The following is a 19160-nucleotide window of genomic DNA, read 5'->3' on the forward strand; positions in this document are numbered from 1 at the left end:
GCCGGTCAGGCCGTGCGCAGTGTGCGGACGCCGTAGGTCGCGGCCTCGATGACGGCGAAGACCAGCATCGAAATCCCGACCATCGGGAAGAGCAGGCCGGCAGCCGCCGCAATGACGAACAGCCCCTTCGGCACGCCGGCCCCTGTGGCAAGGCGCGGCGCGCCCAGGCTGCCGGCGGGGCGGCGTTTCCACCACATCGCCAGTCCCGACACCACCAGCCCGACCATCGCCACCAGCGAGGCGAGCAGCACCAGTTGGTTGGCCAGTCCGAAGGCCTGACCCATGTGGATGCTGACCCCCCATTCCGCCAGCCGGCCGAACAGGCCCAGATCCTTCAGCTGCATATCGAACAGCACCTTGCCGCTGTACTGGTCGAGATGGACGACCCGCTCCTTGGTGATGTCGTCGGGGTAGACCGACGCGGTGAAGACGCCGTCCGGCCTGCCTGGAATGACGAGGGCATAGCCCGGCGCGATCCCCAGCCCCTCAACCGTCCGCACCACGTCGTCCAGCTTGGCCGGTGCCCCGCTCGCGGTGGTGGACAGCGGCGTCGGCTGGTTCTCGATGATCCAGGGGGCGCGGTCGATGCTGTCCTTCAGCGGCACGGTGGAGACCGGATATTTGTCCCAATAGCCGTCGGGCATGCCCATGCCGACCGCATAGGCGAAGCCGTAGAACTGCTTGCCCCAATAGCCGGACCAGGGCAGGCCGGTCATCGCCAGGAAGACGATGAACACGCTGACGAAGACGCCGGTCACCGCGTGCAGGTCGCGCCAGAACAGGCGCTTGCCCGGCGTGCCGCGCACGGTGACGACTCCCCCATTCTGGCCGCGTGGCCACCACAGATAGATGCCGGAGGCGACCATCAGCACCATCCAGCCGGCGACCGCCTCGACGATGCGCTCGGCGAACCAGCCCGCATATTTCAGGCTGTGCAGCTTCCGCACCACATACATCGACGGCGATCCGGCGGCACCGCCGTCCCACAGGCTGCCCAGCACCCGGCCGCTGTAGGGATCGACATAGACGATGTCCTTGAGGCCGTCGGCGCCGGCGATCTGCACCCCGGCGGCGCGGTCGGCCGCCTCGGGCGGGCTGTAGCCGGTCAGCGTGCCGGGATGTGCCTCCAGCGCCTTCGCCACCAGGGCGGAAGGCGCCAGCCGTTCGCTGCTCTGCGGTGCGACGATGCGCAAATCGCGGTGCAGGCCGTCGTTGATCTCGTCTTTGAACAGATAGATGCCGCCGGTCACGGCGAGCAGGATGACGATGGGCGCGCAGATCAGCCCGGCGAAGAAATGCCAGCGCCACAGCGCACGGTAAAGGGCAGAGCCGATGGCTCCGCTTTGCAGAGTTCCAGTCATGATGAATCCATTCGGTCGTCGCGATGCGGATCGCCCGGCCAAGCGGGCGGCTCAGTGCGTCGGGTGACGACCGGATGGCGGGGCCTGGGACTGGAAGGGCTTCCGCTCCTTCGGCCGGTGGACCTCGTCGGGCTTCGCGGACTCCGGCAGCTGCAGGATGCCCGCCGGAATGAGCGGCATCTGCAAGGCCGGCAGCAGCGCGATATACTGGCCGAGCCAACTGCAGGGCAGATGCAGAGGGGAAAGCTGCTGCTTGTCGCTCTCGCCGCCGTCAGGCAGCGGCACGCCGTCCTGATCGACCGGCAGATAGACGATCTCGCTGCCGGTGCAGATCGCGACATAGCCGTCGCGGTCGGCGGCGCCGGCGGTGGGGGCGGCGACGCGCAGGAACAGGCTGAACGCCAGCGCGAGCGCAAGCGCCAGACCCCACCGTTCCTGCACTGTGCGGCAATAAGCCAGCATCCGATTGCGACCGCCTCGCAAGCTTTAGAAACGGATCGTTACCCGATCCGCGGGAGGCGAACAAGTGCGGCGGGATCTCTCTACAGCCGAACGGTGCATCGGCGGTTCGCCATATCGCCACGCCCCGGTTATCGGCGCTATAACCGGAGGCATTCCCGTTACCGCTTGCAAGGCGACATGATGGCACGGCTGCTGACGCTGCTCTGGGTTCTGGTGGTGATGGTTTTTGCGGCCGGTCCGGTCCGGGCCGACTACACGCCGCCGGGGGCGCTGTCGGACGCCACCGCCTATGCCAACGGCCTGCTGCTGAAATCGCCGCCGCAGCCCAAGCCGCAGGTGATCGCCGACCTGCTGAAGCAGGCCCATGCTGCCCGCGACCGCAAGGACATGGCCGGCGCCGTCCAGGCCTATGAGAAGGTCATCACCCAGGGCGGCGCCTCGCCGTCGGTCTGGCTGGAGCTGAGCGCCGCCTGGACGGCGGCCACGCCGCCGAACAAGGACCGCGCGCTGCAGAGCGCCGTGATGGCCGGCCAGTTCAACCCGAAGGACGAGGAACGCGTCGCCATCCTCTGGCGCATCGCCACCCTGATGGACGAGGCCTTCGGCAAGCCGGACGAGGCGGTGAAGGCGCTGAACGCCATCCGCCAGCTGGCGCCGAAGCTCGACACGGCGACGCTCGACGCCCGCGCGCCGAAGCTGGAGGAGCGCTTCGTCGCCATGCGCCGCAAGGCCGGGCTGGCGATGACCGGCGTGACCGTGAATGCGGAGGGCAGCAGCCCGCGCGTCTGCTTCCAGTTCAATGACCGCCTCAGCGGCAAGCAGGGCGTGCGCTTCGACGATTACGTCCGGGTGGAGCCGCCGACCAAGACCGCCATCGAGGCGCGGGAGAACAGCCTGTGCCTGCGCGGCGTCAGCCACGGCAACGGCTACACCGTCACCCTGCGCCAGGGCCTGCCCGGCGAGGACGGGGTGGTGCTGAAGGCGGACGAGACCCAGCGTGTGCGCGTCCCCGACCGGCCCTCCATGGCCGCCTTCCGCGGCTCCGCCTACATCCTGCCGCGCAAGGGCGCCGACGGCATCCCGGTGGTCAGCGTCAACACAGACCGGCTCGACATTTCGGTCTACCGCATCGCCGACCGGGCGCTGGTCTCCAACAAGTCCGAAGGCAACATCTTCAACGAGCTGACCGGCTATTCCGCCGACCGTCTGGCGGAGGAGAATGGCGAGCTGGTCTGGTCCGGCTCGCTGGAGGTGAAGGGGGAGCGCAACCGCGACACCACCGCGGCGATCCCCTTCCGGCAGGCGGTCGGCGACGATCCCAAGCCCGGCCTCTATGTCGTCACCGCCCGCCCGCATGACGTGGAGGAGGGCGACCGCTGGGACGCGCTGGCGACCCAATGGGTCCTGCTGTCCGACATCGGCCTGACCAGCTTCCGCGGCGCCGACGGGCTGACCGTCTTCGCCCGCTCCTTCGGCACCGCCAAGCCGCTGCCAGGGGTGGAAGTGGCGCTGGTCGCCCGCAACAACACCGAACTGGCGCGGGTGAAGACCGACGAGTTCGGCCGCGCCCGCTTCGCACCCGGCCTGCTGAAGACCGGCGGCAACGCGCCCGAGATGGTGATGGCCTATCTCGGCACCGATTTCGCCATGCAGGACTTGACCGGCGCCGCCTTCGACCTCAGCGACCGCGGGGTCGGCGGGCGTCCGACGCCGGGGCCGATGGACGCCTTCGTCTATGCCGACCGCGGCGTCTACCGCCAGGGCGAGACGGTCAACCTGTCGATCCTGCTGCGCGACGACAAGACGGAGGCGGTCGAGAATTTCCCGCTGACGGTCAAGGTCCTGCGTCCCAGCGGCACCGAATATTACAGCGGCGCTCTGAAGGGGCAGGGGGCCGGCGGCTATTTCCTGCCGCTGAGCCTGACCCGCACGGCGCCGCTCGGCGGCTGGGAGGTGCTGGTCTATGGCGACCCGAAGGGCGAGCCGATCGGCCGCGGCGGGTTCCAGGTCGAGGATTTCGTTCCGGTCAAGCTGGCGCTCGACCTGACCGCCGGCGCGCCGATCCTGGTGCCGGGCCAACCCTTCGAGGTGACGGCGCAGGGCCGCTTCCTCTACGGCCCGCCGGCCGCCGGGCTGGACGGCACCGCCGAGGTGGCGCTGAAGCCCGACCCGATGCCCTATCCGTCCTTCAAGGACTACCGTTTCGGCCGGGTGCAGGACAACCCGACCGAGCGGCTCGACCCGCTGGAGTTCCCGACCACCGACGAGCAGGGCGTCTCCCACATCGCCGTAACCCTGCCGGAGGTGCCCGACACCAGCAAGCCGCTGCGCGCCGACATCCGCGTCACCCTGTCGGAGCCGGGCGGGCGCCCGGTGAAGAAGTCGGTCTCGGTCCCGGTGCGGCCCAAGACCTATGCGCTCGGCCTGCGCCCGCGCTTTTCCGACGGCCGCATCGGCGAGGGAGGCGAGGCCGCCTTCGACCTCGTCGCCGTGGCGCCGGACGGCAGCGCCATCGCCAAGCCCGGCGTCAAATGGGAACTGGTGGAGGAGCGTGTCTCCTTCGTCTGGTACCGCCGCGACGGCCGCTACAGCTACAACGCCTCGGTGCGCGACGTGCCGCTGGCCTCGGGCACCGTCGATGTCGGCGCCGACAAGCCGGCGCTGGTGGCGTTGGGCAAGCGCGATTTCGGCCGCTACCGGCTGGAGGTGACGGACAAGGCGGCGGGCGTCGCCAGCTCCTACCGCTTCTATTCCGGCTGGGCGAGCGGCGACGACAGCGCCGACATTCCGGACAAGCTGGAGGTTTCCACCGACAGGCAGTCCTACAAGCCGGGCGAGACCGCCCGCATCCGCATTGCGCCACCCTTCGCCGGCGAACTGCTGGTGACGGTGGCGACCGACCGCATCTTCGACGTGCGCACCCTGTCGGTCCCGGCCGAGGGCGCGACGGTGGAAATCCCGGTCGATGCCGCCTGGGGTCCCGGCGCCTATGTCACCGCCACCGCCTACCGTCCGCCGGTCAAGGGTCGGGAACGCCAGCCGGTGCGCGCCATGGGCGTCGCCTGGGTCGGCGTCGATCCGTCGGTGCGCACCATGACCGTCGCGCTCGACGCGCCGCAGGTGATGCGTCCGCGCAGCCGGCTGGAGGTCGGGGTGAAGGTCGCCGCCGCCGATGGCGGGGCGATGGCGGACACCTATGTCACGCTGGCCGCGGTGGACGAGGGCATCCTGCGGCTGACCGACTTCGCCAGCCCGCAGCCGGAGAAGCATTATTTCGGCAAGCGCCGGCTCGGCCTCGACATCCGCGACGATTACGGCCGGCTGATCGACCCGCTCGACGGCCCCTATGGCGCCATGCGCCAGGGCGGCGATTCCAGCGGCGCCGGTCTGCCGGTGGTGCCCTTCACCGTGGTTTCGCTGTTCCACGGGCCGGTGAAGGTCGACGCCGACGGCACCGCCCGCATCGGCTTCGACGTGCCGGACTTCAACGGCGAGCTTCGGCTGATGGCGGTGGCCTACAGCCGCGGTCGGGTCGGCTCCGCCGCCGGGCCGGTGACGGTGCGCGATCCGCTGGTGGCCGACGCCATCCTGCCGCGCTTCCTCGCCCCCGGCGACGACAGCCGCGTGACCCTGTCGCTCCACAATGTGGAGGCGGCGGCCGGCACCTACGAGGTGGCGGTGACCGCGCAGGACGCCGTGTCGGTGGAGGGCGGCACCCTCTCCGTCCCGCTGGCGAAGGGGGAGCGCAAGACGCTGGTGGTCCCGCTGAAGGGCGTTTCCGCCGGCATCGGCCATGTCGCCGTCGCGGTGAAGGGACCGGAAAACCTGGCGCTGAGCCACGACTACGGCATCACCGTCCGCCCGGCCCGTGCGGTGGAGACCCAGTTCCTCACCCGCCAGATCGCCCCCGGCGAGAGCGTCCGCTTCGACGGTGCGGAACTGGCCACATATCTGCCGGGGACTGCCAACTGGTCGGCCAGCTTCACCACCGCGCCACCCTTCGATGTCGGCGGCATCCTGCGGGCGCTCGACCGCTATCCGTTCGGCTGTCTGGAACAGACGGTCAGCCGCGCCCTGCCGCTGCTGGTGGTGCGCGACGTCGAACTGGCGCTGGGCAAGGACCGCAAGCCGGACGATGGCCTTGAGGCGCGCGTCCAGCAGGCGATTTCCCGCACGCTCGACAAGCAGCGCTTCGACGGCGCCTTCGGCCTGTGGGGCGCCCATGACGAGGCCGACGGCTGGCTGACCGCCTATGCCACCGAGTTCCTGGTCCGCGCCAAGCAGAAGGGGGAGGCGGTTCCCGACAAGCCGCTGACCGACGCGCTGTCCTGGCTGCGCCAGCGCGCCATCGCCAGCGCGAGCGAGCCGGAGGAGCTGGCGGTGCGCGCCTATGCCCTGCACACGTTGGCGCTGGCCGGCGTGTCGCTGCCGGGGCCGGCGCGCTACCTGCACGACACCGCGCTGGAAAAGCTGCCGACGCCGCTCGCCAAGGGCCAGCTCGGCGCGGCGCTCGCCCGCATGGGCGACAAGGAGCGGGCGGCCAGCGCCTTCGACAGCGCGGTCGGCCATCTGGCGCGCGAGGACTGGCATGTCGATTACGGCTCCACCGTCCGCGACGCCGCGGCGCTGGTGGCGCTGATGACCGAGGTCGACATGGCCGGCACCCGCATCCCGGCGCTGATCGACCGGCTTCCGGCCTCCGCCACCGCCGCCGGCCGCACCAACACGCAGGAGAAGGCGTGGTCGGTGCTGGCCGCCGACGCCCTGCTGCGCGGCGCGCCGGCCAAGGCGGAGGTGACGCTGTCCGGCACGCGCAAGGAAGGCGCGCGGGTCGACCTGACCCCGACTCTGGCCCAGCTGAAGGCCGGCATCCCGGTCGCCAACGCCGGCAAGGCGGCGGTGTGGCAGGCGGTGTCGCTGTCCGGCGTGCCGGTGGCGCCGCAGCCGGCAGCGCGCGAGGGGCTGCGCATCAAGCGCTACTTCTTCACCCGCAAGGGCGAGCCGCTGAACCTCGACACCATCAAGCAGAACGACGTCTTCGTCGTCGTGCTGGAGGGCGAGGCCAACACCAAGCTGTTCCACCAGGGCATGGTCACCCACGCGCTGCCCGCCGGCTGGGAGATCGAGAACGCCAAGCTGGGCGGCGGCACGCCGGAGGAGATGCAGTGGCTGGGCGATCTCAGCTACACCCGCACGACCGAGGCGCGCGACGACCGCTATGTCGCCGCGGTGGACCTGACGGAGGACCAGCAGACCTTCAAGCTGGCCTTCATCGTCCGCGCCATCACCCCCGGCACCTATGAACTGCCGGGCGCCACGGTGGAGGATATGTACAAGCCGCGCTTCTTCGCCCGCCAGACCACCGGGCGGATCACCGTCCATCCGGCGGAGTGACGATTGGCGCGGAAATGGGTGCGGCGGACGGCGCTCGCCGCGGCGGGCGTCGCCGCCCTGCTGGGGACGGCGCTGGCGCTCGACCGGCTGTTCCCGCCGCCGCTGGACCGGCTGGCCGACCTGTCGGTGACGGTCACCGACCGCAAGGGCCGGCCGCTGCGCGTCTTCACCAACGAGGCCGGGGCTTGGCGGTTGCCGGCGACGGTGGACGACGTGTCTCCCTTGTTCATCGAACTGCTGCTTGCCTATGAGGACCGGCGCTTCGAAAGCCATGCCGGTGTCGATCCGCTGGCGGTGCTGCGGGCGGCGGCGCAGAATCTGGGGGCGGGGCGGGTGGTTTCCGGCGCCTCCACCATCACCATGCAGGTCGCCCGCCTGCTGGAGCCGCGCCCGCGCACCTTCGGCGCCAAGCTGATCGAGGCGGCGCGGGCGGCGCAGTTGGAATGGCGCTACGGCAAGCGCGACATCCTCGGCATGTACCTGACCCTCGCCCCCTATGGCGGCAACATCGAGGGGATCCGCGCCGCGTCGCTGATGCTGCTGGGCAAGGCCCCGGTGGAACTGGACGCGGCGGAGGCGGCGCTGCTGGTCTCGCTGCCGCAATCGCCCTCCCGCCTGCGGCCCGACCGCTATCCGGAGCGGGCGCAGGCGGCGCGCGACAAGGTGCTGGACCGGGTGGGCGAAGCCGGTGCGCTGCCGCCCAAGGCGGTGGCGGAGGCCAAGACCCTGCCGGTGCCCTCGGCCCGCCTGTCGCTGCCAGCCTCCGCCCCGCATCTGGCCGACCGGCTGCGCAACGCCGATCCCCACCGGCCGGTGATCGCCACCACCATCGACGACACGCTGCAGCACGCCGTCGAGGCGATGGCCCGCCGGGCGGCGGAGACGCTGAACCCGCAGGCCGGGCTGGCGGTGCTGGTGGTGGACAACCGCCACCGCTCGGTCCTGGCCTATCTCGGCAGTCCTGACGCGCTGGACGAGACGCGGCAGGGTCCCATCGACATGGTGCGGGCGGTGCGCTCGCCGGGGTCGGCGCTGAAGCCCTTCATCTATGGGCTGGGCTTCGACGATGGCATCATCCACCCGCTGACCCAGATCGCCGACGTGTCCACCCGCTTCGGCGACTGGGCGCCGCGCAATTTCGACCGCAGCTTCACCGGCGACCTGACGGTGATGGAGGCGCTGCAGCGCTCGCTGAATGTCCCGGCGGTGCTGGTGCTCGACCGCGTCGGCCCGCTGCGCTTCGCCGAGGCGCTGCGCAAGGCCGGCGTCCGGCTGGTGCTGCCCCGCGGCACGGCGCTGCCGGGGCTTCCGGTGGCGCTCGGCGGGGCCTCGATCAGCCTGTGGGACATGACGACCCTCTACAGCGGGCTGGCGCGCGACGGGATGGTGGCTCCCTTGCGCACCATGGCGGAGCAGCAGGACGGGCCGGAGCAGCGGCTGTTGTCCGCCACTGCGGCGCAGCAGGTGCGGGCGATCCTGGAAGGCTCCCCGCCGCCGCCGGGCGTGGTGCAGGCGCAGGAACTGCGTGGCAGCGGCCCGGTGGCGCTGAAGACCGGCACCAGCTATGGCTTCCGCGACGCCTGGGCCTTCGGCGTCACCGGGCGCTACACGGTGGGGGTGTGGGTCGGCCGGCCCGACGGCACGCCCAGCCCCGACCATTACGGCCGCAACACCGCCGCCCCGCTGCTGTTCGAGGTGTTCGACCTGCTGCCGGCCGAGCGTGGCCGTCCCGCCGGGCCGGTGCGCAACGACGCGCCGCCGGACCTTCTGCGCCGCCTGCGGCCAGGCGAGGTGGAGTTGGCGGGACCGCGCCAGACCGACCGCCTGCGCCTGACCTTCCCGGTCAGCGACATGGTGCTGGAGGCGCTGGGGCCGGACGGCAGGGGGGAACCGATGACCCTGACCGCCAGCGGTGGGCGGCGTCCGCTGTCCTGGCTGATCGACGGCCGGCGCATCGCCCAGTCGCCCATCGCGCGCGAGGTGCTGTGGCGGCCGGCGGGGCCGGGGGTGGTGCGGGTGACCGTGCTGGACGCCGACGGCCGCAGCGACAGCGCGACCGTCGAGATTCGCTGAACGCTAATAAGAGGCGCGGCGCAGGCCGAAGGGCGCGTCGTCGCGCTGGCTCCACACCCGGGTGCGGACCCGCATCTGCTTCTGGCAATCCACCGAGCAATAGAGCGGCGCCGGTCCCCGCATGGACGGACGGACGAAGGGACGGCCACAGCAGGCGCAATGCAGCTGGCGGGTCGCGGTGTGCGGGAAATTGGCCGGACGGGCGGAGGCGGACATCTGGAAGAGTTCGGGCTGGTTTCGGGTGAGCGCCAATATAGGGGCGGTGTGTTGCAGTTCCATGCTCGGGAAAACGCCTAGCACTGAATGGGTATCGGGCCTGTCCGGCGGTCGGGGGTGGTTGACCGGCTCGGCCCTCGGGCCTATCTGGAAAGGCTGACAACAAGCGGGAGCGGTACGGTGCCGGTGCGCGTCGCCGACTGGATGCGGATGCTGGGTGGTGTCGCGAGGGCGATGGTCCTCGTGATGCTCGGCCTGCTGCTGTGGTCGGATATGGCCACCGCCGCGTGCCCGCACGAGCGGCCGGAGGCCGCGGCTGCCGTCGCGACTCATGGCATGTCGCACGGTACGTCGCACGCGATGGACGCGAACCGCATCGACCATGGCCGGCAGGCGCCGGGACGTCCGCACCATGCGGTGCAGCCCTGCTGCGCCGGGATGGCCTGCGCCGCCGTGGCGGTCGGGCTGCCGGGTGCGGAGTTGGCGTCGCCGCTCGGATCGGCGGGTCCCAAGCTGGACTGGGCCGCCGGACTGCTGCGCGAGGGGCTGGGCCTGCGCCCCGATTTGCCTCCGCCCCGGCTGGGATGATGCCGATGCGCCGCCGGCTTTCCGCGGCGCCGCCGTCATCCCCAATCCACTTCCGATCATCCGGAGTCCGTCATGACTCTCGCGCTTTCCCGCCGCCGTCTGCTGTCCACGGCGGTGGCCGGCGGCTGTGCCGCCCTGCTGCCCGCCTTTCCCCGATCGGTCCTGGCTGCCGGTCCCGACGCGGCCCCAACCGCCGGCGATGCCGTCCGCCTGACCGTCGAGCGCCGCACCCTGGAGGTGAACGGCAAGGGCGCCGGCATGTTCGGCATCCGCCAGCCCGACGGCACGCATGGGCTGACCCTCGATCCCGGCCGGCGTTTCCTGGTCGACCTGACGAACCGGGCCGGGGAGGACACCATCATCCACTGGCATGGCCAGACCCCGCCCTATGTCCAGGACGGCGTCGCCGACATGAACCGGCCGACGATCCGCGACGGCCTGACGGTCCGCTACGACTTCGCCCCGCGCACCGGCACGCACTGGATGCACTCCCATCACGGGCTGCAGGAACAGCTGCTGATGGCCGCCCCGCTGGTGGTCCGCAGCGACGAGGACCTCCGCGCCGACGAGCAGGAGGTGGTCATCCTGCTGCACGACTTCACCTTCCGCGACCCGGCCGAGCTTCTGGCATCGCTGGGCGGGCCGTCGGCCGGAATGGCGCATGGCGGGCATGGTGCCGCCGGCATGGGGCAGGGGGCCATGAGCCAGGGGTCCATGGATCACGGCGCCATGAACCACGGCGCCATGAATCACGGCCAGATGAGTCCGGGCCAGATGACCCAGGGCCAGATGGACCACGGCGCCATGGGGCACGGTTCCATGCCCCAGCCCAACGGCCATGACATGATGGGCATGTCCGGCGGCATGGCGATGGACCTGAACGACATCGATTACGACGCCTATCTTGCCAACGACCGCACCCTTGCCGATCCGCAGGTGGTGCGGGTGGAGCGCGGCGGGCGGGTGCGGCTGCGCGTCATCAACGGCGCCACCTCCACCGCCTTCCACCTCGACCTCGGGCGCCTGACCGGGCAGGTGATCGCCGCCGACGGCAATCCTGTGCAACCGGTGGCGGGCAGCCGCTTCGGCCTGTCGATGGGGCAGCGGCTCGACATCCGCCTGACCCTGCCGGCCGGCGGCGGCGCCTTTCCGATCCTGGCCCTGCGCGAAGGGGCGGTGCAGCGCACCGGCATCATCCTCGCCACCCCCGGTGCGGAGGTGGAGAAGATCGCGGACACCGGACAGGCGGAGACCGACGCCCTCGATCTGTCGCTGGAACGTCAACTGGTGGCCGTGGCGCCGCTGGCGGCCCGCGCGGCTGACCTGAGCCAGCGGATGCAGCTGACCGGCTCGATGATGCCCTATGTCTGGAGCCTCGACAGCCGGACCTTCGGCAATCACCGGCCGCTGATTGTCCGCCAGGGCCAGCGGGTGGAGCTGACCTTCGAGAACGCGTCGATGATGGCGCATCCCATGCACCTGCACGGGCATCATTTCCAGGTGGTGGCGATCGACGGGCGGCCGGTGGCGGGTGCGGTGCGCGACACCGTTCTGGTGCCGATGATGGCCAGCGTGACCGTCGCCTTCGACGCCGACAACCCCGGCCGCTGGCCGCTGCACTGCCACAACCTGCTGCACATGGCGACCGGGATGATGACGGAGGTGGTCTATGAGGGATTCGTTTGAGAAGCGCTGACGCGCAGCATTGAACCCCCACGCCAACCCTCTCCCGGTCCGAACGCCGGGGGAGGGCGGGCGATCATCCACCTCTTACAGGTTCTCCCCGGGCTCCCATCCCTCCGGCGCCATCCTGAACCCGGCGAACTCGAAGGCCGGCGCCACGGTGCAGCTTACCAGCGACCAGCCGTCCGGCCCGTCGGCCAGGCTCCGCGCCGCCTGCCAGGCCCCGACCGGCACCACCGCCTGCGGCCGTTCGCCGCCGGCAATGTCCATCCCCAGCCGGCGGCGCTCGACCGTCCCGCCGTCCTCATAGACCGACAGCTCCAGCGGCGCCCCGCCATGCCAGAGCCAGATCTCCACGGCATCCACCGTGTGCCAATGCGACCGTTCCCCCGCCCGCAGCAGGAAGTAGATCGCCGTCACCGCCCCGCGCCCGCCATCCCCCGGTGCCCGATAGGTCTCGACGTAGCAACCGCCTTCCGGATGCGGCTGCAGCCCCAGCAACTCGATCAGCCGCTCCGCAGACAAGGCTTGCTCAGGCATCGTCGGTGTCGCCCATATGGATGGTCAGATCGAAGGATACCCGCGTGTCCTCATAGATCGCGGACAGCGGCAACGTCACCTCCAGCGCCGGGATCGACAAAGCTCCCTCCCGTCCGGAGATCAGCTCATGCGTCCAGCCGTCGCCCGTGCGCCGGAAGCTCTCCACCACCGCCACACGCTGATGGACCAGCACATATTGCGTCAGGGAGGGCAGGGTGCGGTAGGCGGCGCTCTTGGTGGTGTGGTCGTAGCTCGACGTGCTGTCCGACAGCACTTCGACGATCACCGTCGGCGCGGTCGCCAGCCGGTCGCGGTCGTCCAGCGCGGCACAGGTGACGAAGACGTCCGGATAGAACACCGACTCGTCGGCGAGGATCCGCATCGTTTCCTGAAAAACCCGGCATGGCGAGCCGCGCAGGTCCGCGCGCAAGGCGGCGTAGATGTTGCCGGAGATCTGGTTGTGGGCGACCGTTCCGCCAACCATGGCGACGATCTCGCCCTGGAGGAATTCGTGGCGGCCGTCCTGCCGCTCCTCCCAGGCGAGAAACTCGTCAAGCGTCATCAGGCGCTGTTTGCGCAGGGCCATGCCCGCCCTCCTGGTCGGTGAAAGGTCGCCCTGTCTTTTTACACCGACCGCGACCGCGCCGCCATGCCCAGCCCCTCGCGCAGCTCCGGCATCAGCATCGCCCCCAGCATGGCGATCACCGGCAGCACCGCGTAATCGCCGCGCGCCGCCGCGTCGATCAGCTCGCGCGCGCTGTGCAGCTCGATCCGCATGTCCTCCAGGTCACCATGATCGGGCTCCGCCACCTTGCGGGCGCCCTTGGCGTGGAACATGTGGCAGGTGCTGCCCTTGGAGTTCGCCCCCACGACGAAGCCGCCCAGCGCCGTCCAGTCGTCGGCGGCATAGCCGGTTTCTTCCAGCAGCTCGCGCTTGGCGGCCTCCAGCGGCTCCTCGCCGGGGTCGATGGCGCCGGCCGGGAAGGTCAGGCTGACCCGCCGCGCCCCGTGCTTGTAGGTGCGCAGCATCACGACCTTGCCGTCCTCGGTCTCGACATACATCAAGGCGAAGTCGGGCTGGTCGAGCTGATAGAAATTCTCCACCGTCCGCCCGTCCGGCAGCCGCACCGTCTCCGCCCGCACCTTCAGGTACGGGCTGGCGTCCAGCAGCTCGCGGCTGCCCAACACCTCCCACGGCTTCTGCTCGTCGTCGCTCATGCGGCGTTTCCGTAGGGAGGTTGGGTGAAGCCGGCGGGGGAGAGGGTGAAGATCTCGCAGCCGTCCTCGGTGATGCCGATCTGGTGCTCGAACTGTGCCGACAGCGAGCGGTCGCGGGTGACCGTGGTCCAGCCGTCGGACAGAATCTTCACCTCCGGCCGGCCGGCGTTGATCATCGGCTCCACCGTGAAGATCATGCCGGGGCGCAGTTCCACGCCGGTGCCGGGCTTGCCGAAATGGTCGACATGGGGCGCGCCGTGGAAGACCTGTCCGATGCCGTGCCCGCCGAAATCTCGCACGACGGAGCAGCGCGCCGCTTCCGCCATCGTCTGGATGGCATGGCCGATGTCGCCCAGATGGTTGCCCGGCTTGGCCTGGGCGATGCCGGCCATCATGCAGCGATAGGTCAGGTCGACCAGCTTGCGCGCCTTCACGCCGATCTTCTCGCCGACGAAATACATGCGGCTGCTGTCGCCGTACCAGCCGTCGAGGATCACCGTGACGTCGATGTTGACTATGTCGCCCTCCACCAGCTTCTTGTCGTCGCTGGGGATGCCATGGTTGACGATGTGGTTGGGCGAGATGCAGCTGCTGGCCGGATAGCCCTGATAGCCCAGCGTTGCCGGAATGCCGCCGCGGTCGCGCTGGAACTCCTCGATCAGCGTGTCGAGCCGCCCGGTGCTGACCCCCGGCACCACGAAGGGCGCGATGTAGTCCAGCGTCTCGGCCGCCAGCCGGCAGGCCTTCCGCACCGCCTCGAACCCCTCCGGACCGTGCAGCACGATCCGCTTGCCTTCCCTGTCCATCAGACCTTCATCCGTCACGTAATTCCTCTGACACTCTTCAACCGCTGCGCCCATCCGCAGACGGCTCAAGCAACCTATCACGGCACCGGTCCGAAAAAAGCTCCTGCATTCCACCCCTGCAAACGTAGGATTCGGCGGAACGGCTTGCTATATGTGGCGGGCCCTATCCCCATCGGACTACCAGACCTTTGGCGAAGCCCACCACCCGATATGTCTGTCAGGCCTGCGGCGCCTCCTTCCCGAAATGGGCAGGCAAGTGCGACGCCTGCGGCGAATGGAACAGCCTCGTGGAGGAGGCGGCGCCCGACAGCGCGCCCAAGGGCCTCGGCAGCGCCCGTGGCCGCCGCATCGACTTCGTCGGCCTGCACGGCTCCAGCGAGGCGCCGCCCCGCCGCATGACCGGCATCGCCGAGTTCGACCGCGTCTGCGGCGGCGGGCTGGTCCCCGGCTCGGCCATCCTGATCGGCGGCGATCCCGGCATCGGCAAATCGACCCTTCTGCTCCAGGCGATGGCCCGGCTGTCGCAGGACCACCGCTGCGCCTATGTCTCGGGCGAGGAGGCGGTCGATCAGGTCCGCCTGCGCGCCCAGCGCCTCGGCTGCGCGTCCGCCCCCGTCGATCTGGCCTCGGCCACCAGCGTGCGCGACATCGTCGCCTCGCTGGACGACGCCAAGGGTCCGGAGGTGATCGTCATCGACTCGATCCAGACCATGTATATGGACAATCTGGACAGCGCCCCCGGCACCGTCGCCCAGGTCCGCGCCAGCGCGCAGGAGCTGATCCGCGTCGCCAAGCGGCGCGGAGTCGTCCTGCTTCTGGTCGGCCATGTCACCAAGGAAGGCATGATCGCCGGTCCCCGCGTGCTTGAGCACATGGTGGACACCGTCCTCTATTTCGAAGGCGAGCGCGGCCACCAGTTCCGCATCCTGCGCGCGGTCAAGAACCGCTTCGGCCCGACCGACGAGATCGGCGTGTTCGAGATGGGCGACGCCGGCCTCGGGGAGGTCGCCAACCCCTCCGCCCTGTTCCTGGCCGAACGGCGCGGCGACGTGTCCGGCGCAGCCGTCTTCGCCGGGATGGAGGGCACCCGCCCCGTCCTGGTGGAGGTCCAGGCGCTGGTCGCCCCGTCGCCGCTCGGCACGCCGCGCCGCGCCGTGGTCGGCTGGGATTCGGCCCGCCTCGCCATGGTGCTGGCGGTGCTGGAGGCGCGTTGCGGCGTGCAGATCGGCGCCAACGACGTCTATCTGAACGTCGCCGGCGGCCTGCGCATCACCGAACCGGCCGCCGACCTCGCCGTCGCCGCCGCCCTGGTCTCCTCCCTGACCGGGGAGCCGGTGCCGGCCGACGCCGTGGTGTTCGGCGAGATCGGCCTGTCGGGCGAGGTCCGCGCCGTCGGCCAGAGCGACACGCGGCTGAAGGAGGCGGCGAAGCTCGGCTTCTCCTCCGCCATCTTCCCGGCCCGGCGCACCGGCAAGAAGGGCGGCCGCGGCGACAACGGCCTGAAGACGGTCGAACTCCAGCAGTTGGGCGAGCTGATGCCGCTGTTCCAGCCGCAGGGCTCCTCCGGCCGGCCGCCGTCACGGCGCCCTCACGACGACAACGACACGCGCCGCTGGCGTGACGACGAATTCATCTGACCGTACCCACTCAATCGGCATCCAATAATCGGCACAGGGTCATGGACAATCTTCCCGTCAATCCGGTGGACATCGTCGTCATCGCCGTCGTGCTCCTGGCCGCACTGCTGGCCTTCAGCCGGGGTCTGGTGGCCGAACTGGTGTCGGTCCTCGCCTGGGCCGGCGCGGCGATCGTCACGCTCTACGCGCTGCCCCATGTCCTTCCCTACGCGCAGATCTATATCCGTTTCGAGATGCTGGCCTACGCCGCCTCGGCGGCGGGTGTGTTCGTCGTCGCGCTGATCGTGCTGTCGCTGCTGGGCCGCGCGCTGTCGCGCGGGGTGCAGGCATCCGCGCTGTCGGCGCTGGACCGCACGCTGGGCTTCGCCTTCGGGCTGGTGAAGGGCGGGGTGCTGGTGTCCATCGCCTATCTGTTCTTCCTCTGGCTGGTGCCGAATCCGGCCGAACAGCCGGTGTGGCTGCAGCAGGCGAAGACCCGTCCCTTCCTGGCCGCCGGCGCCGAGACGCTCTATGCCTTCGTGCCGGAGAACCTGCGCCGGGAAGGTCTCGGCCAGATGGACATGGCGCGCGACCGTGCGCGTCAGGCGATGGAGGCCAAGCAGGCGCTCGACCGCCTGTCGACACCGGTGCCCAGCCCCGCGAAGACCGGGGGTGCGCAGGCGCCCGATAGCGGTTATAAGGACCGCGACCGCGCCGACCTTGAAAGGCTGATGCAGAACAACGCCCGCTGAGCTTGACCGCTCGGTTTCGGCGCTATCGACGTTTGTGGACCGTTTCTTTCCGTTGCATGTGCTGACGCGCGCCCCCGGCGCCTCTTGGACGAAGGACTTCTGGTGATGCTGACGACGCATCCGTTCGACGACGACAAGCTGCGCGAAGAGTGCGGCGTGTTCGGCATCTACGGCAACCCGCAGGCGGGCGCCATCACGGCGCTGGGCCTGCACGCCCTGCAGCACCGCGGGCAGGAGGCGGCGGGCATCGTCAGCTTCGACGGCGGCCGCTTCCATCTCCAGCACACGCTGGGCCTTGTCGGCGACCATTTCAGCTCCGAGGCGATCATCGCCAAGCTGAAGGGTGCCAGCGCCATCGGCCATGTGCGCTACGCCACCACCGGCGACACCTCGATCCGCAACGTCCAGCCGCTCTACGCCGATTTCGAGTTCGGCGGCTTCGCGCTGGCCCACAACGGCAACCTGACCAACGCCCAGGCGCTGCGCCGCCAGCTGGTCCGCCGCGGCTGCCTGTTCCAGTCCTCCACCGACACCGAGGTGATCGTCCACCTGATGGCGACTGCCCGCGGCGGCTCGCCGGTCGATCGCCTGATCGAGGCGGTGCGGCAGGTCGAGGGCGCCTTCTCCCTGGTGGCCCTGACCTCCAAGGAAGTGATCGGCGTGCGTGACGCGCTGGGCGTCCGTCCGCTGGTGCTCGGCAAGCTGGGCGACATCCACCTGCTGGCGAGCGAGACCTGCGCCTTCGACATCGTCGGCGCCGAATATGTCCGCGACGTCGAGCCGGGCGAGATGATCGTCATCGACGGCAGCGGCGTCCACAGCCTGCGTCCCTTCCAGCCGCAGCAGCGCCGCCTCTGCATCTTCGAATACATCTATTTCGCCCGTCCCGACAGCGTGATGGAGGGCACCTCCGTCTATCAGGCCCGCCAGCGCATCGGCCGTGAACTGGCCCGCGAGGCCGGCGTGCCCGCCGACGTGATCGTGCCGGTTCCCGACAGCGGCGTGCCCGCGGCGCTCGGCTACGCCCAGGAAGCCGGTGTGCCCTTCGACCTCGGCATCATCCGCAACCACTATGTCGGCCGCACCTTCATCGAGCCGACCGACCAGATCCGTCACCTCGGCGTCAAGCTGAAGCACAACGCCAACCGCGCGATGATCGAGGGCAAGCGCGTCGTGCTGGTCGACGACAGCATCGTGCGCGGCACCACCTCGAAGAAGATCGTCGAGATGGTGCGCGCCGCCGGTGCCGCCGAGGTGCACATGCGCATCTCCAGCCCGCCGACCTCGCACCCCTGCTTCTACGGCATCGACACGCCGGAGCAGGGCAAGCTGCTGGCCCACCGCATGACGGTGGAGCAGATGCGCGACTTCATCCAGGCCGACAGCCTCGCCTTCATCTCGCTCGACGGCCTGTACCGTGCGATGGGCGAGGAGAAGCGCGACCCGGCCAATCTCGGCTATTGCGACGCCTGCTTCACCGGCGACTACCCGATCCCGCTGACCGACGCGCTGGAAAGCCCGCCGGTCGAGGCGAACGTCGCCGTCCGCGCCTGACGAACGATCCCTCTCCCGTCATGGGGGAGGGATTTTCGTATGTAGACGAATAAAATAATCCCAGGAAACGAGTCGTCACCATGTCCCGTCTCTCCGGCCGCATCGCCCTCGTCACCGGTGCATCGCGCGGCATCGGCGCCGCCGTCGCCAAGCGCTTCGCCGCCGAAGGCGCCCATCTGGTCCTGGTCGCCCGCACCGTCGGCGGGCTGGAGGAGACCGACGACGCCATCCAGAAGATTTCCGGTCAGTCGGCGACCCTGGTGCCGATGGATCTGCGCGACTACGACAAGATCGACCAACTCGGCCATGCGCTCTACCAGCGCTTCGGCAAGCTGGACGTGGTCGTCGGCAATGCCGGCGCGCTGGAGGCGCTGGGCCCGGTCGCCCAGTATGATCCGAAGCTGTGGTCGCGGGTGATGGACCTGAACGTGACGGCCAACTACCGGCTGATCCGCTCGATGGACCCGCTGCTGCGCGCATCGGGCACCGGCCGCGCCATCTTCGTGACGTCGGCCGCCGCCAAGGCGCCGCATCATTACTGGATGCCCTACGGCGCCAGCAAGGCGGCGTTGGAGATGATCGTGAAGACCTACGCGATGGAGGTCTCCGGCTCGACCCTGCGCGTCAACCTGATCGACCCCGGCGTGGTGGCGAGCAAGCTGCGCACCCAGGCCTTCCCCGGCGAGGACCCGACCAAGATCGCCCAGCCCGACGACGTGACGGAGCGCTTCGTCGAACTGGCCGAGGCGGGGTGCGAGCGGCATGGGGAACTGGTGCAGGCGCAGTGAAATAAATCGCCCTCTCCCGCCCCGGGAGAGGGAGGGGACCCGCCGAAGGCGGGGAGGGTGAGGGGTGATCCAAGAATCCCGAAGCGCATGGCTTCGTGCCTCACCCCTC

Annotated in this window: 15 protein-coding genes; 8 read left to right on the top strand and 7 right to left on the bottom strand. The window is 70.0% G+C overall.

Annotated elements, in window-relative coordinates:
• Positions 1-5: 5 nt before the first annotated feature.
• Positions 6-1361, bottom strand: a complete 1356-nt coding sequence (locus B9N97_RS17965) for a PepSY-associated TM helix domain-containing protein (RefSeq protein ID WP_085089110.1) — start codon at positions 1359-1361, stop codon at positions 6-8.
• A 51-nt stretch (positions 1362-1412) separates the two neighbouring features.
• Positions 1413-1823 carry a hypothetical protein gene (locus tag B9N97_RS17970; protein WP_085089112.1) on the bottom strand — a complete coding sequence of 137 codons (411 nt, stop codon included), beginning with the start codon at positions 1821-1823 and terminating at the stop codon, positions 1413-1415.
• A gap of 177 nt (positions 1824-2000) precedes the next feature.
• On the opposite strand from B9N97_RS17970, the gene B9N97_RS17975 reads away from it, so the two are divergent.
• Together B9N97_RS17975 and pbpC are read left to right on the top strand one after the other, a co-directional pair.
• On the top strand, positions 2001-7217 hold the full coding sequence (locus B9N97_RS17975; protein WP_085089114.1) for an alpha-2-macroglobulin family protein: 5217 nt from the start codon (positions 2001-2003) through the stop codon (positions 7215-7217).
• 3 nt (positions 7218-7220) lie between these two features.
• Positions 7221-9290 carry a penicillin-binding protein 1C gene (pbpC, locus tag B9N97_RS17980; protein ID WP_085089116.1) on the top strand — a complete coding sequence of 690 codons (2070 nt, stop codon included), beginning with the start codon at positions 7221-7223 and terminating at the stop codon, positions 9288-9290.
• A 3-nt stretch (positions 9291-9293) separates the two neighbouring features.
• On the opposite strand, the gene B9N97_RS17985 is transcribed toward pbpC, so the two are convergent.
• Positions 9294-9569 (bottom strand): hypothetical protein, encoded by a 276-nt coding sequence (locus B9N97_RS17985; RefSeq protein WP_244560762.1) that lies wholly within the window; start codon positions 9567-9569, stop codon positions 9294-9296.
• Between the two features lie 24 nt (positions 9570-9593).
• Between B9N97_RS17985 and B9N97_RS17990 the strand changes: the two genes are divergently transcribed.
• Entirely contained in the window at positions 9594-10094 is a 501-nt protein-coding gene (locus B9N97_RS17990; RefSeq protein ID WP_143266761.1) for a hypothetical protein, read from the top strand.
• A gap of 72 nt (positions 10095-10166) precedes the next feature.
• On the top strand, positions 10167-11780 hold the full coding sequence (locus B9N97_RS17995) for a multicopper oxidase family protein (protein ID WP_085089120.1): 1614 nt from the start codon (positions 10167-10169) through the stop codon (positions 11778-11780).
• An 84-nt stretch (positions 11781-11864) separates the two neighbouring features.
• Here B9N97_RS17995 and B9N97_RS18000 read toward each other — a convergent pair whose 3' ends face one another.
• From B9N97_RS18000 to map, 4 genes are read right to left on the bottom strand one after another with little or no spacing between them, the layout of a single operon-like run.
• Positions 11865-12317 carry a cupin domain-containing protein gene (locus B9N97_RS18000; RefSeq protein ID WP_085089122.1) on the bottom strand — a complete coding sequence of 151 codons (453 nt, stop codon included), beginning with the start codon at positions 12315-12317 and terminating at the stop codon, positions 11865-11867.
• Entirely contained in the window at positions 12310-12903 is a 594-nt protein-coding gene (locus tag B9N97_RS18005) for a Uma2 family endonuclease (RefSeq protein ID WP_085089124.1), read from the bottom strand. The genes B9N97_RS18000 and B9N97_RS18005 overlap by 8 nt, the downstream gene beginning before the upstream one ends.
• Before the next feature lie 38 nt (positions 12904-12941).
• On the bottom strand, positions 12942-13535 hold the full coding sequence (locus B9N97_RS18010) for an NUDIX hydrolase (protein ID WP_085089126.1): 594 nt from the start codon (positions 13533-13535) through the stop codon (positions 12942-12944).
• Positions 13532-14341 (bottom strand): type I methionyl aminopeptidase, encoded by an 810-nt coding sequence (gene map, locus B9N97_RS18015; protein ID WP_085089128.1) that lies wholly within the window; start codon positions 14339-14341, stop codon positions 13532-13534. Before map ends, B9N97_RS18010 begins: the two co-directional genes overlap by 4 nt.
• 188 nt (positions 14342-14529) lie before the next feature.
• Between map and radA the strand changes: the two genes are divergently transcribed.
• From radA to B9N97_RS18035, 4 genes are all read left to right on the top strand, one after another.
• Positions 14530-15978 carry a DNA repair protein RadA gene (gene radA / locus B9N97_RS18020; RefSeq protein ID WP_085089130.1) on the top strand — a complete coding sequence of 483 codons (1449 nt, stop codon included), beginning with the start codon at positions 14530-14532 and terminating at the stop codon, positions 15976-15978.
• 41 nt (positions 15979-16019) lie between these two features.
• Complete coding sequence (locus tag B9N97_RS18025) at positions 16020-16709, top strand: CvpA family protein (RefSeq protein WP_085089132.1); 690 nt, start codon at positions 16020-16022, stop codon at positions 16707-16709.
• Between the two features lie 105 nt (positions 16710-16814).
• A complete protein-coding gene (purF, locus tag B9N97_RS18030; RefSeq protein ID WP_085089134.1) occupies positions 16815-18263 on the top strand; it encodes an amidophosphoribosyltransferase in 1449 nt (482 codons plus the stop codon).
• 80 nt (positions 18264-18343) lie between these two features.
• The gene (locus B9N97_RS18035) at positions 18344-19051 is read left to right on the top strand and encodes an SDR family NAD(P)-dependent oxidoreductase (RefSeq protein ID WP_085089136.1); all 708 of its coding nucleotides are present in this window, start codon (positions 18344-18346) and stop codon (positions 19049-19051) included.
• Positions 19052-19160 lie beyond the last annotated feature (109 nt).

This window comes from Azospirillum oryzae (assembly GCF_900177515.1).
GTDB classification, from domain to species: Bacteria; Pseudomonadota; Alphaproteobacteria; order Azospirillales; family Azospirillaceae; genus Azospirillum; species Azospirillum oryzae_A.

Excerpts from the sequence above, each read along its gene's own strand:
- B9N97_RS17965 (WP_085089110.1), bottom strand. The coding sequence starts at position 1,361 with ATGACTGGAACTCTGCAAAGCGGAGCCATCGGCTCTGCCCTTTACCGT.
- B9N97_RS17970 (WP_085089112.1), bottom strand. The coding sequence starts at position 1,823 with ATGCTGGCTTATTGCCGCACAGTGCAGGAACGGTGGGGTCTGGCGCTT.
- B9N97_RS17975 (WP_085089114.1), top strand. The coding sequence starts at position 2,001 with ATGATGGCACGGCTGCTGACGCTGCTCTGGGTTCTGGTGGTGATGGTT.
- B9N97_RS17985 (WP_244560762.1), bottom strand. The coding sequence starts at position 9,569 with ATGGAACTGCAACACACCGCCCCTATATTGGCGCTCACCCGAAACCAG.
- B9N97_RS17990 (WP_143266761.1), top strand. The coding sequence starts at position 9,594 with ATGGGTATCGGGCCTGTCCGGCGGTCGGGGGTGGTTGACCGGCTCGGC.
- B9N97_RS17995 (WP_085089120.1), top strand. The coding sequence starts at position 10,167 with ATGACTCTCGCGCTTTCCCGCCGCCGTCTGCTGTCCACGGCGGTGGCC.
- B9N97_RS18000 (WP_085089122.1), bottom strand. The coding sequence starts at position 12,317 with ATGCCTGAGCAAGCCTTGTCTGCGGAGCGGCTGATCGAGTTGCTGGGG.
- B9N97_RS18005 (WP_085089124.1), bottom strand. The coding sequence starts at position 12,903 with ATGGCCCTGCGCAAACAGCGCCTGATGACGCTTGACGAGTTTCTCGCC.
- B9N97_RS18010 (WP_085089126.1), bottom strand. The coding sequence starts at position 13,535 with ATGAGCGACGACGAGCAGAAGCCGTGGGAGGTGTTGGGCAGCCGCGAG.
- map (WP_085089128.1), bottom strand. The coding sequence starts at position 14,341 with ATGGACAGGGAAGGCAAGCGGATCGTGCTGCACGGTCCGGAGGGGTTC.
- B9N97_RS18025 (WP_085089132.1), top strand. The coding sequence starts at position 16,020 with ATGGACAATCTTCCCGTCAATCCGGTGGACATCGTCGTCATCGCCGTC.
- purF (WP_085089134.1), top strand. The coding sequence starts at position 16,815 with ATGCTGACGACGCATCCGTTCGACGACGACAAGCTGCGCGAAGAGTGC.
- B9N97_RS18035 (WP_085089136.1), top strand. The coding sequence starts at position 18,344 with ATGTCCCGTCTCTCCGGCCGCATCGCCCTCGTCACCGGTGCATCGCGC.